Below are 17,623 nucleotides of genomic sequence, written 5' to 3'. Positions count from 1 at the left end.
CTCGGCCCAATCCTTTGAAATTGACAGGTACTTAATAATGTTCAAGAAGCTTGCAATCGCCGTTCCGATGTCCCTCCTGGCCCTGAGCTCTTCGATGGCGTTCGCTGCGGAAGAAATACGCTCGTCCATCAACATCAGCGCTAATATCCCCACCTTTGCATTCCACGCCCAACCGGTGGATCCTAACTTCGGTAAAGATGAAAAAATGGCCTACAACGTGTTGACTGAGAGCTTGAGCCCGCTGCGTGCGGCTTACGATATCCGCCACACTAACGGTTCGGTCAATGCTTATGTGGAAGGTGGTCCGAAACCCCTGTTCAACGGCAACACCTTCATCCCGCTGACCTACGTCTTCAACGGCGTAACTTTGACCGGTGCTTCTCAAGAAGTGGTCGGCGATACCGAATCAAACGCGGGCATGCGAGCTGATCTGGTAATTACCGCGGGCCTGCCGACGAGCAAACAGACAGGTCTTTACACGGCCAATCCAGTCGTGATCTTCGATGCCGTTCCGCGCATCTAAGTCAGCGATGACTTAAGGCTCAGCCTTATTCGTTAGCACTTACCGGTCGATGGGTCCACTGCCTGTCGATCGGGTTTCAACGCATTTATCTTCAGAGTATTTCGTTCATGTTCCCGATGACTCCCATCGCGACGGTGCTTGCCCTATGTTTTTGTGCAACCGCCCTGGCCGCGCCAGCGGACAACGGCCACACACCTCGAAGTTTGCTTGCGCAAGCCAAGGGTTTACCAAGCGACTTCGAAGAGCACTTCTTTGATGTACCGCTGGCGGTGCGCGTGGAACTTGATCAACAGTTTCTCGGTGAGGCGATGGTCGTGTTGACCCGCGATGATCGAATCACCTTGGTTGACTTCAATGATGTCAGCGACAGCACTATCAAACCCAGCGAACGCGACATCTGGGCCAACCATCTGAAACAAGGCGTGGCGCTGGGCGCCTGCCAGGCCAACTGCCCCGAACAACTGTTGGCCGTGCACTACAGCCTCGAAAACTCACTGGTGTCGATCCTCACGGAAAACGCCGAACGTGGCGATCAGGTGCAGGAGTATTACAACCTGCCCGAAGGCGGCAGCACTGGCTTGATCGTGCGCAACCAATTGAACCTCAATGGTGGCCAGAACCAGGACCTCGGTGGTCGTTACGGTCTGGAAGCCAGCAGCAGCCTGGGCAACTGGACCCAAGCGGTCAATATGCAGCTGTCGCGCCTGGGCGGTGTCGACAACCAGACCTATCACGCGGTACATGAGCTGTTCACCCAGCGTGAATTGCAGGGCAATTTTGTGCGCCTGGGCTATTTCACGCCCAACTCTGAAGGCCTGACCCGTCAGCCGCGTACGTTTGGCGCCAGCCCAGATACCGCGTTGGGTGTCATGTATGGCAGTTCCGACAGCCTGGCGATCAACAATCCGAAACCGGCGGTTTATCCGATCTATGTCACGGCCAATCGACAGGGTTCTGTGGAGATATATCGCGACGGTTTGCTGATCAACACTCAGGCCGTCCCGGCAGGGTTGCAGACCCTCGATACGCGTCCGTTGCCCGGCGGAATTTATGAAGTGGAAGTGCGCCTGATCGAAGACGGCCAGATCACTTCCAGCACCCTGGAGCTGGTCTACAAACCGAACAATTGGCGCAATCATGACGAGCGCTGGCGCTACAACCTGTTCGCCGGTCGCGAATCCAAATTGCTCAGCAATTGGGAAGAGCAGGCCGACGGCGACATGACCGCCGGTGCCGCCTTCAACTTCCTGTGGCACCCGCGTGTGATCCTCGGCCTGACAGCGCGGCAGGTGCGCGAGTCGCTGCAATACGGCACGTCGATTGACTGGGCAATCGTCAACAGCGCCAGCCTTTTCGCCAACGTCTACAAAACCGAAGACTACGGCACCGGCCTCGATGTGCAGGGACTCTATTCCTATGGCAGCGGCAGCCTCGTCGCCAGCCATAACCGCAGCTGGCTCGACACCACTCGGCTGTACGACACCCTGCCGGACGGCACGCGGGTGCAGCAGCGCAACGTATTCATCGGGCAAACCAGTAACTCGTCGTTATCGGTAAACCACCGGATTACCAGCAAGAGTTCGGCTAATGTCCGGGTGTCCCACAGCGAAGGCAACACCAATGGCACGGGCGTGGATCTGGGATGGACCCAACGTTCTCAGCTGTTTGGCAGTGATGCCAATTGGCGCCTGTCGCTGTTTGATCGTCCGGGCAGCGTGAGCTCGGGAGACGACCGTAATCGTGGCATCGACTTGAGTGTGAACATTGCGTTGGGCGGCCCCGGTGAGCAGATCTCCGGCAGCATCGGCACGCGCACCGCCCGTGACGGTGGCCGCGATAACAATGCCTCGCTCACTTACCGCAAAGACTTGCAGGATCATCTGCTGCAAAACGTCTCGGCCACGGTCATCAGCGACACCTACGGCATCGGTTTGAACGCGATGGCGTCGATGCAATCGGGCGTGGCCAGCGGCGACGGGTTTATCCAGCGTTCCTCGTTCAACAACGACCTCACTGGCGGTTTGAACCTGGACAGCACCGTGGCCGTCGGCGGTAAAAAAATGGTCGTGACCAGTCAATACCACCGCAATGGTGCCGGGATGATCATCGATGTCGAATCGGACATCGACGGTATCGCCTTGCGTGCCGACGATTTGAGCGGTGGCAGTGCGGTGCTCAAACCCGGGCGCAATTTTGTACCGATCACGGCTTACAAAAGCAGCTCGGTCAGTTTCGATTTCGAGGGCACCGACGTCCCCGCCGCGACCATTCAACCGTCCCGATCCAGTTATCACCTGAACAAGGGCGGCGTGGGTTATCGGCAGATTCGCGTGATGCAAACCCTCACCGTGCTCGGTCGCCTGATCGACCCTCAGGGCAATCCGCTCAAGGGCCACCACATCATCAACCACGCCAGTCGCGGGGTGAGTGAAGTGGACGGGTTCTTCTCCATGGAAATGAACGCCGGCTCACCGACCCTGGAAGTGCGCCACGGCAATCAGTTGCTGTGTCAGTTCCGGCTGGACCCGAGCCAGGGGCGAACTGAAAACAATGTGTTGATGATCGGGGATTTGCGCTGCAGCCCGGACACGCTGGCGGACGTTGGTGATGCTGCGCAGAGCGCCGGTTGATGAAAGCCGATCAATGTCTGGAGTTCACAAAATGATGAGTTTATTGACTGTGCCATGGCGCACGGCAAGAACGTTTTTCATTGCGGCCTGCCTGGTTGTCACGCCGTCGCAAGCGGGAGCGGTGGTTAAACAGATCACCGCCACTTTCAACCCGGATCCGAGCAATCCGCAGAAAAACGAATTCAGGAATACGACGCGTAATGAAGGATTCTGCATTAGTCAATCAGCCACCTGTAAGGCTCACAATATTTTCAGTCTGCGCTCGCATATGGCAGGTGTTGAGTCCATCGGCCCCATCCAGCCCAACCATCCAGACGTACGACAGGGCGCGATGATCAAGACGCCAGCCGCGTGGCGTTCATTGATGGTCACCAACCGTGAAACGGGCGAAGTGACCACAGTGGAAGTTCGTATTGCAGGGATGGGCGCTGTTTATCAGCTTAGCGACGATGTGAGGGAGATCACGGGCGAGTCGAATTTGTTCTTTTCCCATCGGGTGTTGTGGGCAACCGATCATTGGCAACTTGCGCCCAGTCCCTGCGTGGCAATCGGACCTATTAGCCATCACGGCTTCACGGGCTTCGAATTTTTCTGGCTGACCCCTACAGAAGCGGTGTGTCCCAAACAGGCCAAATTTCTTATTCCCGGTTTCAGTTATCGGTATCTGGATTTCACCTACGAATTGCGCACGCCGGATCCGCTGAAGATGTCCTCGGGCGTCTACCAGGGCACGCAGGTCTACACCATCGGCCCCGGTGGCGACTTCGATCTTGGCGATGTCGTCGTGGCCTCGGACAACACTATTCAACTCGACTTCACCCTGACCGTCGAACACACCCTCAAAGTCGAGATACCCCCCGGTGGCAATCGGGTCGAGCTGTTGCCACAAGGCGGCTGGCAAGCCTGGTTGCAGCAGGGGCGCAGACCCACGCGCCTGTTCCGCGACCAGACTTTCAATATCTCGGCCAGTTCGCGCTTCAAGATGAATATGGAGTGTGAATACACCCAGGACGGCAAGACCTGCTCGTTACGCGAACCGGTGTCCGGTCACATCGTGCCCCTGAACGTCAGCGTCAGCCTGCCTCGGGGTTTGAATGACGCCAACGGCCTCGCTGTCGAACGGCGCCCCCTGCTGCGTGACGGCAGCGGCACCGGATTATTTCAACCGGCTTTCTATGTGGAGCGAAGACCGGGAACGCTGCACTTCGAGATTCCTCCCGACGAAGTCGCGCAAATGATAAGGCCCGAGCGACAACGCCAGTACTCCGGGAATGTGACGGTGATCTGGGATTCAGACATCTAGCGGGCCGCACTTTGCAGCATTCAATTCAATGAGGTTCAGTACGATGAAACACCTGTTGGCACTGTTTGGTTTTTATCTTTTCGCGCAACTGGCGCACGCCGCGCCGAGCATCAATATCGGGACCGTTTACGACTATCTGGACGGCGACAAAAGTACCTACTTGAAGCGCGTGTTCAATGGCGGCGACAGCACGGCCTTCGTCAAGGTCAACATCCTTGAAATCCTCTATGAAGCCGATGGCACCTCGCGCGAAGTGCCGCTCAAGACCCAGGCTGACGGCAGTGCCCGGGATGGCTTGATGGCCAGTCCCGCACGCTTGATCGTACCGGCCAATGGCATGCAGGGCACACGGTTGCTGTACATGGGTGAGCGCGAGCGGGAACGCTACTTCCGGGTGCGTTTCATACCGGTGGTTCCAGAGAAGGAAGACGAGTTCGCCGTTTCCAGCGAAGAGCGCGAAGACTACAAAAAATCATTGTCCGCCGGGGTCACCGTGCTGGCAGGTTACGGCGCGGTGTTTTTCGTGCGGCCCAAGGACGCGCGTTTCGACAGCGCGATCGAGAACGAGTCGGGCAACTACCGGATCCGCAACAACGGCAACACGGTGGTGGTGATCGACGAGTTCAAGGATTGCTCGATCAAGAACGAGCAGGACTGCCAGCCAACGACCAAGCATCACATTCTGGCCGGTCGCACGTTTCAGTTCGAGAAGCAGGCCGGCCGCGAGTACCGCTTCACCTTGGTCGAAGGTGAGAGCAGCAAAAAAATCGACGTGAAGGGCTGACCCCGGGTGGTGACCATGTTCAAGAAACTGACTGTCATGCCCATGTTGGCTGCCGCCTTGTTGGCAAGCTCGTGGTCCTATGCGGCCAGGGAAAGGCACACGTTCGACGTGTTCGTGACGATTCCAACCCTGGCGTTCTACGTGATCCCCTCCGACCCTGGGTGGATTCATCGTGAACAACGCCTGCCGTGGAACCTCACGGCGTCGACACTGGGCAGTCTGCGCAAGTACTTCGATGTGAAAAATGAGGCCGGCTCGATTGAAGCAAAGCTTGAGGGGCGACCTTATCTGTCGAACGGCACTGACGCCCATGACATTGGCTTGCGAGTGCTGTTCAACGGCGTTCTGTTGAGTGAGTTGAATAACCGCGAAGTGCTGCCGATGAGCGAAGCGGCGCCGGGTAAACGGTTGCTGCTGGAGATCGTGCCATTTCCACCGGTCGACGGCGTTTACAAGCCTGGAAATTACTTTGGCAGCGTCAATCTGATTTTCAATGCGGTGTTGCCTGGAGCGTGATGCGCACCCATCGGCTTTGCACAGAAGCACCCAAAAGGACTGTATGAATCATGGACAAAATCAGAATAACGAGCCAGTTGAGTGCGCTGTTATTGACGGGGGGATTTACTGCGTCGGCAGGCGCGGTGTCTGTGGATTTGACGGCCGTGTTTCGGCCAGACCCGGCAAAGCCCATGCACAACGAATTCAAGAACACGACCCCGCAAGGGGGGTATTGCAAGGATCATCCGGCTTATTGCGCCGATGGGATCTTCAGCATCGCTCTACCGATTCGATTCAGGTCCATCGCACCTATCCTGCCTGGGCATGCCGAACGTCAAGGCGCGATGTTCCGGACACCGTCGTACTGGAAGGAAGTCACGGTCATCCATGACGGCACCGGAAAAGCCGAGACGTTAAAAATGCGCGTCAACGGCATAGGGGCGTCATACACCATCAAGGAAGCGCTTCCTGTCGGCGTTTGGGACGCCTCTTGGGTCAATGCGCCTGCACCGTGCAATTATGGCGGCGTGGGTTACGGGACTACCTATTACTACGCGTTTTTCTGGCGAGTGCCGGCCAATGCGGGGACCTGTGCGAAACGGGCTTTCCAACCGATTCCCGAGACGCTTGGATTTGCCTATCAGGATGTCGGTTTTTCATATGAGCTGGTCACACCCGATCCGCTGAAAATGTCGACAGGCACTTACCGGGGCGTCATGAACTACACCGTAGGGCCGCAGCAGGATTTTGATATGGGTGATGTCATGTTGCCCGACGACGATTTGATCAACCTCAACTTCACGCTGACGGTTGAACACACCTTGAAAGTGGATATACCTCCTGGCGGTGATCGTGTGGAGCTGGTCCCGGAAGGTGGCTGGCAGTCCTGGCTGACTCAGGGGCGTAAACCGACCCGGTTGTTTCGTGATCAGACGTTCAATATCTCGTCATCGAGCCGCTTCAAGATGCATCTGGAGTGCAACATTCCGGGATTGTTCGATTGCATGATTCGCGACCCCGTTTCGCAACGCGCGGCGGTGGTGCAACTCAGCATCAGCTTGCCGAACGGCTTGACGGATACCAACGGGCAACCGGTCAAGCGTCGGCCATTGCATGTCGGGCACGTGAATGCACAAGAATTCAAACCCGGTTTTTACCTGGATCGTGCGCCGGGCATCCTGCATTTCGAGATTGCACCTTATTACGTGAACTACATGTTGAAGCCGGGCGAGGCCTCCAAATACTCCGGAAACTTCACCGTGGTTTGGGATTCGGATATCGGATAAGCGCCGCATGCCCTGAAGGCGTTTGTTTGCCTTCAGGGCACTGGCGGTTAGCCGGCGTTGAGCAGCGCCTGTCGGGTCAACCGCCGGCTCAGCTGTTTCTCCTCGTAGCCGATGTCGTTCAGCAATCCGCCGTAGACCTCGTCGGTCATTTCTTCATCGGTGAGCACACGGTTTTCCTGGACGTTCAGTTGATGGGCAAGGTCCAGCAGTCGCTTCTTGATCGCTTGTCTTTGCGCAATCACCTGTCCTTTGGAATTCGCCCAGGAACGCTGGGCCTCGCGCAATTCATCCAATTGATCGGTTCTGATTTCATACGTTCGGGCATTGCGCCTGAACTCCGTGGGATAAGTGTCATGCAGGTATTTTTCCCAGAAGGGCTGCTCGATCATGTGATTGATCAAACCGTCGCCGTCTTCCATCGAAATCACGGTATCGAAGGCCGTATCGAGCGTTTTGGCACTCACGCCGGCAATGGGTCGATAGAGCATGGTCTGCGATTGCCAGGGTAAGCCGAGACGCTGGGCAAGGCCGGTCTCGTAAGCGAGGAACACCTGGACTTCATCGGGATTACCTTTGCGGCTGGAGAAATCCGCCCGGGCGATGTCATCCACCCGTTCGAGACGCGCAGCGCCTTTGGCCAGGATCACCAGCTTGCTTTCCAGAATCGCGGCCGATGTCGACTGGGCATAGGCCTCGCTGACCAGGACTTTGATGCCCATGTTGTTGAATACCTGGGCACCGGCGTCGGCGCAGGTGGTCGGTGCGGTCGCCATCTCGAACAACTCTTTGCGCAATGTCGTGTCCAGGTCGATGGCCTCGATCATTCGCCATACGCGATCACTCAGTTGTTTGCGCCGCTCGCCATCGGCGCGGTAATCCGCCGACTCGGTCTGCTTCTGGATCAAGCGGAAGAACCCTCGCGAATGTGGCTCGGTCATCAGGTCATGCCAGGCTTCCACCCTGAAGATTCCCAGGCCCGCAGACTTGTGGCTCCACCACTGGGAATCGTCGGACATAGGCCACTGATCGATCGCACGATCGGCGATAGCCGAGTACAGATTATCCGGGCTGATGCCGACTGACATCCGGTAGTCCGTATAGACAATCTGGTTGGTATCCGAAAGATCGGTCGGAAACAGTCGCGTGCGTGCCACGAGGCGCGCGGCGTCCGAGCCGGGAACGACCGAGGGGATGTCGCGCAACGGGTTTTGCATCAGGTCCAGATAAAACCCTCGCGGGCGATGCCTTGCGAACAGGCCGTCAGGCCAGGCAGTTGCGCCGGTGTTGCTCAAACTCAGAATCTTCAGTTTCGGCATGCGTTCGACGTTCGGCAGCAGACCCAACTGTGGGTTGTCATCGAGCCTGAGCGTTTCCATGTGCGTCAAATGGCGCAGTTGCTCGACGGCCGAGCGGGTCAGCCGGATCCGGTTGTTCATCAAGCGCAGCGTGCGAAGGAAGTGCATTTTGCCAATCGTTACCGGCAGTTTTTCCAATCCAGAGCCTCGGGCACTTAGTTGCCGAAGATTAGGGAAATCCTTCAACAGCCCTGTGGCGCTGGTGGAAAAACCGGTGCGGTCCAGATTCAGCGTACTGACCTGGTCGAGGTAATACTTGAGATCAGGCAGTTCGCGCCACCACAGTTCAAGATCAAGGGTGTTGAACTCCGTTGACAGGTCCAGCACATACCCGCCTTCGAGTGTGGCGCTGCGTTCGCCAAAAGCCATCGATTTTCTTTGAAAACAGGCGATGAGCCGCTCGTAAATGTGCAGCCCGCCACCGTTCATGAACCCGCTATGATTCGGGCCCCAGGCTTCTGGTTGGCGATACCGCCATTTGTTGAGCGTGACTTGAAGATCGTACAGTTCGCGGTCAAGCCTATCGACGGTCTTGCGCGCCTGAGGTTCTTCGCCCAGCGAGCGGACAAAGGTGCTAATCTCGCGCTCGTTCAAGTGCGGGTAAATGCCCTGAACCCGTTCCGCGAGGGTGGCCCTTTGTATGGAAAAGCCCGGGCCACGCAACAGCAACAAGGTGTCCGGGTCACCGATAGGGCGAATCGGCGGCTCTGCCAGCGCGATCCGGCGCTCGGCGGGCGCTTGGGTTTTGACCAGCACCCATTGTCTGAACAAGGCGCCCTGGCCGGGTCGATACCCCAGTTGCCGGCGTTTGCCATCCGGTAGGGCGTTGAGTACCGATTCGTAAAAGTCGTCGGCGTCATGCAGTTTGTGGTCGTCGGCGTCCCACACTTCGTAGCGTGCCCCGGCGTCCTTGATCAATACCCGGATGACCGACGCGTCTTCTGCTCCGACGCTGCATCGCAGCGGCCCGATGTCGGTGCCCTGGCGAACGTCGATACGCAAATCGCCGAACGTGTCGGTGTGAATCCTGAGTGCGTTGAGCACCAGTCGCTCGGTCTCCGGCACCCAGCGCGCTTCATCGGTGAAACCTTCATAGGCGTGGTTGGCCCGGGTTTCGAAGGCCGCTTCACGCGCCTGGTTTTTCAGGTCCAGTGGCAGGCGTTTGTCCTGTGTCATGCGTTTGAGCTCGGTGCCGCTGGCATTGTTGAGCAGTACCGTTGCCGCTCGGGTCGGCAGCTCTGGAGCCACCTCGCGCAGCCGTTGGACCTGCGGGTTGGTGCTCGCTTGTGCGGCTTGATAGCGCTGATTGAAGATGTCGGTTTGCAGGCGGTCTGCCTCGTCAGCCAGTTGATTGCGCAGTGCCTGGAGTTGTTCTTCCCTGGCGACACCCGGGCCGAGCACCGCTTGAAGTTCTTCTTCGCTCAGGAACTCGACGAGCTGCTGTGGCAGGTCACCCTGCATGAGACGCGACAGACTGATGGCAAGCGTCTGTTCGTCGCTTGCCGAGTCATTACCGTAGGTGCGAAAGCGGCCCCTCAGTTCGGCGTTTTCGTAGACCCTCAGGGCCTTGTCCGAGGGCCAGCCCTCGAGGTAGGTCGCCAGCGGTTCGAACCAGTAAGAAGCGGGATCGATTGGCCTTCCGTAGCGAATGTCATCAATTGCCTGCACGGTTTGCTGCTGGATGTCTGCGCGATCAAGGCCGTCGGTGAGCAACGGCGGCGGTGCGCTGTTGTCGACGTACATTTGGCGCAATGCCGCCGCCTCGGTGCCGCTGGCAATGCGAATCTGCTCCAGTTGCGCATCGTTGAAAGCGTCGACGCGATCACCGAGACGCCGCATCAGTGTCGGGTGGTCCCAGTCTCGCGGGTTTTCCGCTTCATGTGTCCAGGCACCCAGACCGTTGTGTTTCAGCTCGGGTAAATAGGCCTCGCTGCGATGGGGATGTCGGACACGGTAGGTGCCCGTTTTCGGGTCTTTTTGCACGGCGTAATGTTTGTTGTCCAGCGGCAGAATTTTCTGACTTCCATGGGTATGCAAACCCAATGCGTCAGGCACGGAGTCGGCCGGCAACTCGACGTTCGGCTGCTCGTAGGGCGTGAGGTCGGGATGCCACAGGCGTTGCTGGCCACTGGGCAGTTCCACTGGTTTCATGCCTTCGATCAGCGGCGAGAGTTTGAGGCGGGCGATCTGGCCGATCTGCGCTCCAGCGGCGAAGGCGGCCAACTGAATGACATCCGTCACAACCCCGACAATATGTTCGGTGGCCTCGATCCACAGGCCGAGCGTCAGGTCCACGACGGCTTCGATCACGTCGGTGGTGATCTGGTAGGCGGTGTACGCCATCATCACTTCACCCAGCCCCGGAACGAATGGCGTGAAGACCAGCAGCGCGACGTTGAAAATGTCCGAGACGACTTTCTTGAAGTTTTCCCACCAGGCCCATCGGGCATTGCGATCGGTATCGGCGGTGGACACGGCGATATTCCGCGCATCATTGAGGATCTTGTTCAGCTTCTGCTGATAGAGGTGCTCCCAGACGTCACCGCTGATCGGTTCGGCGCTGAACTGCAGACTGGGGCTGCTGACCGGCTCTTCACGCCAGCTTGGACGTGGGTCCAGCGGTTCTTTGGGATGCCATTTGACCTCGAACAGGCGTTGCTGCAATCCGCCGAAAAAGTGCCCGCGCGCGGATTGGTCGACGAACCGGCTGAAGTATTGGCGATAAGTCATGGTGGTCGACGAGATGACCTTGTTGTCACGCAGCTGGCGCGTCAGCTCATTCATGAACGCGACGGTTGACGGATATTCTTTGAGGGGGTGTTCGGGGTCTTGCGGGACGTAGGCAAAAATCGGCACGACGTCGCGGGTAAGTTCCAGGTCCGGGGTGATCAACACGATCCCGGTCAGCAGGCTGTCCTGCATGAACAGTTGAGTGAATTGCATCACCCGGCCCTTGCGGGTGAGGTTGCGCTGACCCTCGAGCATTTTCAGGATCAGGTCGCAAGCGTCGGCGTCGATGTCATGGGTCATCACGGCCTGTTGCGCTGCCGCTTTGAACGCGGCTTTCTCGTGCTCGACGACGTTACGTTTCAAAAAAATCCGCGCCAGCCCGTCACTGGGCAGCAGCTGTTCATTGAGGTATCGGGAGTAGCGCGCGCCGATGTCCAGTTCGCGGCATAACGCCTGGAACTGTGCGATGGACATTTTCTGTTTGATGGGCTGAATGTCGAAGTGCCCGCGTGCATCGGGCTGGCTGATGAAGTCCGAATCGGCTTCGCAGGTTTCGTTCAGCGCGAAGTTGTGCAGCGCCGCATCCAGCAGTGAAACCGCGCGGGTCACCGCACCGCCGGAGAGGTCAACCACATACCATGGGCGCTCCTTGGGCAAGTAAAGGTGTAGATACGTGGTCTTGACGTCCACCTCGACGCCGTACTGTTTACTTAATGCGTCGGAGAGTAACGGCTCGGCGAACTTATAGATGTTTTGTAACTTATCGATAAAACGATCCACCCTGTTTTGAGTGGACCAGAGTTTGAGATTGGCTTCTTGTAAGCGGTCATGATCGAAGTCGCTGGCGCCCTTTATCCATTGCCCGTTTGCCTTCTGAGTGAGGCTCAGCTCTCGGGCCCTTCGCAATGACGCGCTGGTGAAAGTGGGGTGGATCAGGTTCTTTATTAAGGGGTAATGGCGGCCTTTGGTATCGTCGGCCCCCTGCAAGGGGCCGTTGAATATACTTCCTTGTATTTCAGGCATCTTTTTAAACCTTGAGCGTTGAAGAGAGGCATCAGCCTAACGTCCGAGGCTCAAAGTAAAAGTCTGAATTCCTGCTGTTGAATACAGCTGGATACGTGTCGACGCATTGAGATTATCAATGCCGAAAATATTTAATTACCGCCCGTATTACCGCCGGGCAACTTCAACCGGCAGGCATCCTGTGTGACTCCCTGGTTGCAGATACGGCGTCAGGATCGGCGCCATGCCCTTGAGCACTTGTACCGGCAACGCCGAGGTGAATTTAAAGGCTTCGGCGGAGCGCCCGGGAACAAAGGCTGTCAGGGTGCCGAAATGGTTGTCGCCGATGTAGAACACGAAGGTCGCCGTGCGGTTGATCGACTTCGAACTGAGAATCCGCCCGCCCGAACCAATGGCTTCAATGCGGTTATCGCCGGTCCCGGTCTTGCCGCCCATGGCCAGTGGTTTGCCATCGGGGCTCACGAAACTGCCGGAAACACGTTTGGCTGTACCGGCGTCCACCACTTGCGACAAGGCTTCACGCATCGCAGCCGCCACTTCGGAAGGCATTACCCGTTTGCCGACATCCGGGTCGTTGATCAGCTTGGTTTCATACGGTGTGTTGGCGGCGAAGTGCAGGGTGTCGATACGCAGCGTCGGCATGCGCACGCCATCGTTGAGGATGGTGCCGATCAGCTCGCCCAGCGCTGCGGGACGGTCGCCGGAGCTGCCGATGGCGGTAGCCAGCGATGGCACGAGGTGATCGAACGGATAGCCGACTTTCTGCCAGCGTTGATGAATGTCGAGAAACGCCTCGATCTCCAGCATGGTGCGAATGCGGCTGTCGCGGGCGCCTTTGTGACGGCTCTTGAACAGCCAGCTATACACTTCCTGGCGTTCGAACTGGCTGGCTTTGACGATCTGGCTCCACTTGGCATCCGGGTTGTTCAACAGATAGCCCATCAGCCACAGGTCCAGCGGGTGAACCTTGGCGATAAAGCCCTGATCCGGCAGGTCATAGGCGCCGGGGCTGTAATTTTCGTACAGGCGTTGCAGGCGCTCGTCGGTGAGTTTTTCAGTGAGCTTGGCGCCTTTGAGGTGCGAGCGCACGAAGGTGTTGAAGCTTTCCTGACTGGCTTGCGGCAGCAGATAACGGTGCACCGCCGCCATCCGAATCGGAGTCGGGCGCATGCTGTCGAGGAAGGTGTCGAGTCGTGCCTGGGTGTCCTTGTTCTTGTACTTCTTCCAGAACTTCAGCAGGAACGATGTGCCTTCGCGGTCGGCGAAATCGGCCAGGTATTCCTGACGCCGAGGGTCGCGGTCGTCCCCGAGCAATTCGGCGCTGTTGTTAGGCCCAGAGTAGGTGGCATAGCGCACCAGATCACGCATCAACCGAATGAACGGCAGGTTGATCGATTCGCGCAGGGCATCGCGCAGGGTCGGCATGCGGCCGTTGTCTTCCTTGCGGAAGTTATGGAACACGTGCAGTCCGCCACCGGTGAAAAACGCTTCGCCGGGGCTGGCCGAGTATTTGCGATCCAGTGCGGCGCCGAGCATGGCCGGCAGGTTGCGATCCTTGTTCTGGATCAGGTAATCGACGGCCCAGCGGCTCAGGCGATCCTGTTCCGGGACGTTGACTTTCTTCAATTCCGGAACCGTCATGCCGGCGTATTTGTCGTGCAGCTCGGCCATGATTTGCAGGTAGGTGGTGAGCACGCGCATTTTCGCGGTGGAGCCCAGCTCCAGCTTGCTGCCTTCGTTGATATCGAACGGCTGATCGGTGCTGTCGGTCTGCACGCGCACCCGGGCGCCGTCCGGTGTCAATTCGAACAGCGTGAAGCTGTAGCGCACCTGGGTGGTGCTGGTGGGGGTGAGCAAGCGTTCACCCATCAAGCCGATCTGCGTAGCAAACGCCGGGTCCGCCAGGTGCTTGAGGTATTCGGTGGCCTTCGATTGCAGGTCGCCTTGCAAGGTGCTGGTGGCGGACAAGTCGAGGCGGTCGAGGTCGTACAGCGGACGGTTGAGCAACCCGCCCAGGCGGCTGCGTGCCACGCTGATGCCTTTGTTGGTTTCGATGGGCTGGATGGTGGGCTGGGTTTGCCAGTCGCGATACGTCACTTTACTGGCCAGCGCGGCGGCGGCGAACTGCGCATCGATCACGCCGTTCTGTGCCAGCAGACGAATGTGGCTGTCAGTGAGGTCAGCCAGTTCATCACGACCCTTGGTCAGGTAATGGGAAGGGCGACGCTGAGCGATCATCAACGACAGCATCTCGCGCAGTGCCAGGCCTTTTTCGGCCATGGTCTTGGGATCGGTGGCGTTGCTGTTCAGCCGTTCGTTGGCCGCGTTGAAATCGGCGCCGTACCAGACGCGCAAGCCTTCGGCCATGCCGTGCACTTCACCGTGGCCCGGTACCGCCGACAGCGGCACGCTGTTGAGGTAGTCGCGAACCACATTTTGCCGGACTTGCAGGGTTTCGGGGCCGGATTGATAAGCCCGCACCGTGGCGGAAATCATCTGCCGGATCTTTTCAGCGCCTGATACCGTCAGGCCATCGGGCGAGTGCCGGTATTTCTCAAGCTGCGTCGCCAGCGTACTGCCGCCCGCCGACTGCCCCGGCAGGTGGATCAGTTTGGCGATCTGAGACCAGATCGCCATGCCGAATCGCGGCCAGTCCACCGCCGGGTTGGCCATTGGCTGGCGAGGGTCGAGCAAAAAGCGGTTTTCAATAAACAACAGGCTGTTGACCACCACGGGCGGGATGGCCTCAAAGCTCGAATACAGCTGTTGTGGGTATTTGTACTGGTAGAGCGGTTCCGCACGGCAATCGGTAATCGACAGACCTGCCTGTATTTTCTCCGCGTAGGGTACGAAAAAACCCCTGTCGGTGTAGTCCATCAGTTTTTGCGAGAAGCGGGTTTGTGACGCCACGACGTAGTTGCGTTTGATCAAGCGTGGCAGGAATTCACCCAGAGAACTGTAGCCCAGACGCAGGTCGAAAGGACCCGCGCCGGGATAGTGAATGGCATTGCTCGGACCGGGTTGCAAGTCGTAGCTCAGGGACGCGGCAAATTTGCTGACCTCCCGGGATTGAAAACTGGACGTGCGCATTTCCTTGGCGGCGGCGAGGCCCAGCACCAACAGGATAATCAACAGCAGCAACCAGAACGCACCCCAGCCGTGTTTGATGCGACTGCGAGGCGGTTTTTCAGGTATAGGCGCTTCATCCACACGCTCAGTCGGGACCACAGTTTCACTCGTATCGGTTTGCCACAAAGCGCCCATAGTCGATTGATCCATTCACGCAGATTGATCGGACTTGTCTGAAGCTTAGACGGTGGTTGGCGATGGTGAAAAAATTGTGGGCCGCGATGGCGTGATTTTTTCTGGATCCAGCATGCATCCCGGTAGGAGCTGTCGAGTGAAACGAGGCTGCGATCTTTTGACTTTGATTTTTACAAAACAAGATCAAAAGATCGCAGCCTCGTTTTACTCGACAGCTCCTACATGGCTCCTGCAGGTAAGGCGGAAGGAGTGTTCTTGTTCGAAAGGCTTGAGATAGAGCCATCCGGTAGCAAGCATTGCTTTGGGCGTTGGCATGACGATGCACCATTGTTGTGCAATACTCGACGCCGTTTCAGTCGCGAGCAAACGCGGAAAATCCAGGTAATGCCCCTCCGCAAACCGCGCTTTTGCCAAGAGTTCTGGCTGAATGTTGTGGTTTATAGAGTGAAAACTCCTGCCTTAAGCTTTTTATACTGCACGCCCCGCTGATCCTGGAGGTTTTGTCCTACAGGACGGTTCTGCCCACGAAGCAGGCCCGGTTTTTCACAAGCACTGGCTTACCGGTCAGCGCTTCGACACTCGGTGGTCATATCCAATAACAAGACGAGGTTGTACCCCATGCCAGTTGGCAATCATCTGCCCCACGGCGAGACCGCTCAGGGCGGCCCGCTTAAACGCGAACTCGGCGAACGGCATATTCGCTTGATGGCGCTGGGCGCCTGTATCGGCGTCGGCCTGTTCCTCGGTTCGGCCAAGGCCATCGAAATGGCCGGGCCGGCCATCATGCTGTCTTACATCATCGGCGGTCTGGCGATCCTGGTGATCATGCGCGCCCTCGGCGAAATGGCTGTGCACAATCCGGTGGCGGGCTCCTTCAGCCGTTACGCTCAAGACTACCTTGGGCCGTTGGCCGGCTTTCTGACGGGCTGGAATTACTGGTTCCTGTGGCTGGTGACCTGCGTCGCGGAAATCACCGCGGTGGCGGTGTACATGGGCGTCTGGTTCCCCGATGTGCCGCGCTGGATCTGGGCGCTGTCGGCGTTGGTCAGCATGGGCACCATCAACCTGATCGCGGTCAAGGCCTTCGGTGAGTTCGAGTTCTGGTTCGCCTTGATCAAGATCGTCACCATCATTGCGATGGTGATCGGCGGCATCGGCGTGATTGCTTTCGGCTTCGGTAACGATGGCGTGGCCTTGGGGATTTCCAATCTCTGGGCCCATGGCGGCTTCATGCCCAACGGCGTGCAAGGCGTGTTGATGTCCTTGCAAATGGTGATGTTCGCCTACCTCGGGGTCGAGATGATCGGCCTGACCGCCGGTGAAGCGAAGAACCCGCAGAAGACCATTCCCAATGCGATCGGCTCGGTGTTCTGGCGGATTCTGTTGTTCTACGTCGGCGCGTTGTTCGTGATTCTGTCGATCTACCCGTGGAACGAGATCGGCACTCAGGGCAGTCCGTTCGTGATGACCTTCGAGCGTCTGGGCATCAAGACTGCTGCCGGTATCATCAACTTCGTGGTGATCACTGCGGCGCTGTCGTCTTGCAACGGTGGCATCTTCAGCACCGGGCGCATGCTCTACAGTCTGGCGCAGAACGGCCAGGCCCCGGCCGGTTTCGCCAAGACTTCGAGCAACGGCGTGCCGCGTCGCGCATTGCTGCTGTCGATGGGGGCGTTGTTGCTGGGTGTGCTGCTCAACTATCTGGTGCCTGAGAAGGTGTTTGTCTGGGTGACCGCGATTGCCACTTTCGGCGCGATCTGGACCTGGGTGATGATTTTGCTGGCCCAGCTGAAGTTCCGCAAAGGACTGAGCGCCAGTGAGCGTGCCGGTTTGAAATACCGTATGTGGTTGTACCCGGTCAGTTCGTATCTGGCGCTGGCATTTTTGGTGTTGGTGGTGGGGTTGATGGCGTACTTTCCGGATACCCGTGTGGCGTTGTATGTCGGACCGGCGTTTCTGGTGCTGCTGACGGTGTTGTTTTATGTGTTCAAGTTGCAGCCGACGGGTGTTTCTCAAGGGGTGGTGGGGTCGGCTTCTTAAGTTGTGGGGTTTGGTTTGGTTTGCTTGCTTGCTTGCTGGTTGGGCGGGGGGCATATCCGTTTCTTCGGTAACGGCTTCTATTGGTTCCGCCTTTATGTATGGACTCGCCCACACTGACTACCTGCTTTTCAAACACTGCTACCCGGTTGCATTTATGTATAAGGCCTGTCCGAGGAAGCTGTCTTGA

Annotated in this window: 9 protein-coding genes; 7 read left to right on the top strand and 2 right to left on the bottom strand. The window is 57.9% G+C overall.

Annotation, left to right across the window (positions count from 1 at the left end):
• Positions 1–37 precede the first annotated feature (37 nt).
• From HNR03_RS25425 to HNR03_RS25400, 6 genes are all read left to right on the top strand, one after another.
• On the top strand, positions 38–523 hold the full coding sequence (locus HNR03_RS25425; RefSeq protein ID WP_259156625.1) for a fimbrial protein: 486 nt from the start codon (positions 38–40) through the stop codon (positions 521–523).
• Between the two features lie 107 nt (positions 524–630).
• Complete coding sequence (locus tag HNR03_RS25420) at positions 631–3,153, top strand: TcfC E-set like domain-containing protein (RefSeq protein WP_259156623.1); 2,523 nt, start codon at positions 631–633, stop codon at positions 3,151–3,153.
• A gap of 31 nt (positions 3,154–3,184) precedes the next feature.
• Positions 3,185–4,456 carry a hypothetical protein gene (locus tag HNR03_RS25415; protein WP_310504658.1) on the top strand — a complete coding sequence of 424 codons (1,272 nt, stop codon included), beginning with the start codon at positions 3,185–3,187 and terminating at the stop codon, positions 4,454–4,456.
• A gap of 43 nt (positions 4,457–4,499) precedes the next feature.
• Positions 4,500–5,240: a molecular chaperone gene (locus HNR03_RS25410; protein ID WP_259156621.1), complete on the top strand. Its 741-nt coding sequence runs from the start codon at positions 4,500–4,502 to the stop codon at positions 5,238–5,240.
• A 15-nt stretch (positions 5,241–5,255) separates the two neighbouring features.
• Positions 5,256–5,756: a fimbrial protein gene (locus HNR03_RS25405; protein WP_259156620.1), complete on the top strand. Its 501-nt coding sequence runs from the start codon at positions 5,256–5,258 to the stop codon at positions 5,754–5,756.
• Positions 5,757–5,806: 50 nt separating this feature from the next.
• A complete protein-coding gene (locus HNR03_RS25400) occupies positions 5,807–7,024 on the top strand; it encodes a hypothetical protein (protein WP_259156618.1) in 1,218 nt (405 codons plus the stop codon).
• Positions 7,025–7,071: 47 nt separating this feature from the next.
• Here the strand turns inward: HNR03_RS25400 and HNR03_RS25395 are convergent, their stop codons facing one another.
• Positions 7,072–12,132: an NEL-type E3 ubiquitin ligase domain-containing protein gene (locus HNR03_RS25395; RefSeq protein ID WP_259156616.1), complete on the bottom strand. Its 5,061-nt coding sequence runs from the start codon at positions 12,130–12,132 to the stop codon at positions 7,072–7,074.
• Positions 12,133–12,279: 147 nt separating this feature from the next.
• Positions 12,280–15,396, bottom strand: coding sequence for a transglycosylase domain-containing protein (locus tag HNR03_RS25390; protein ID WP_259156615.1), 3,117 nt, complete (start codon positions 15,394–15,396; stop codon positions 12,280–12,282).
• A gap of 618 nt (positions 15,397–16,014) precedes the next feature.
• Between HNR03_RS25390 and HNR03_RS25385 the strand changes: the two genes are divergently transcribed.
• Complete coding sequence (locus HNR03_RS25385) at positions 16,015–17,436, top strand: amino acid permease (RefSeq protein ID WP_259156612.1); 1,422 nt, start codon at positions 16,015–16,017, stop codon at positions 17,434–17,436.
• Positions 17,437–17,623 lie beyond the last annotated feature (187 nt).

The organism is Pseudomonas sp. JAI111, assembly GCF_024809425.1.
Lineage (GTDB): Bacteria > Pseudomonadota > Gammaproteobacteria > Pseudomonadales > Pseudomonadaceae > Aquipseudomonas.
This window is presented reverse-complemented; position numbering and strand designations above follow the sequence as displayed.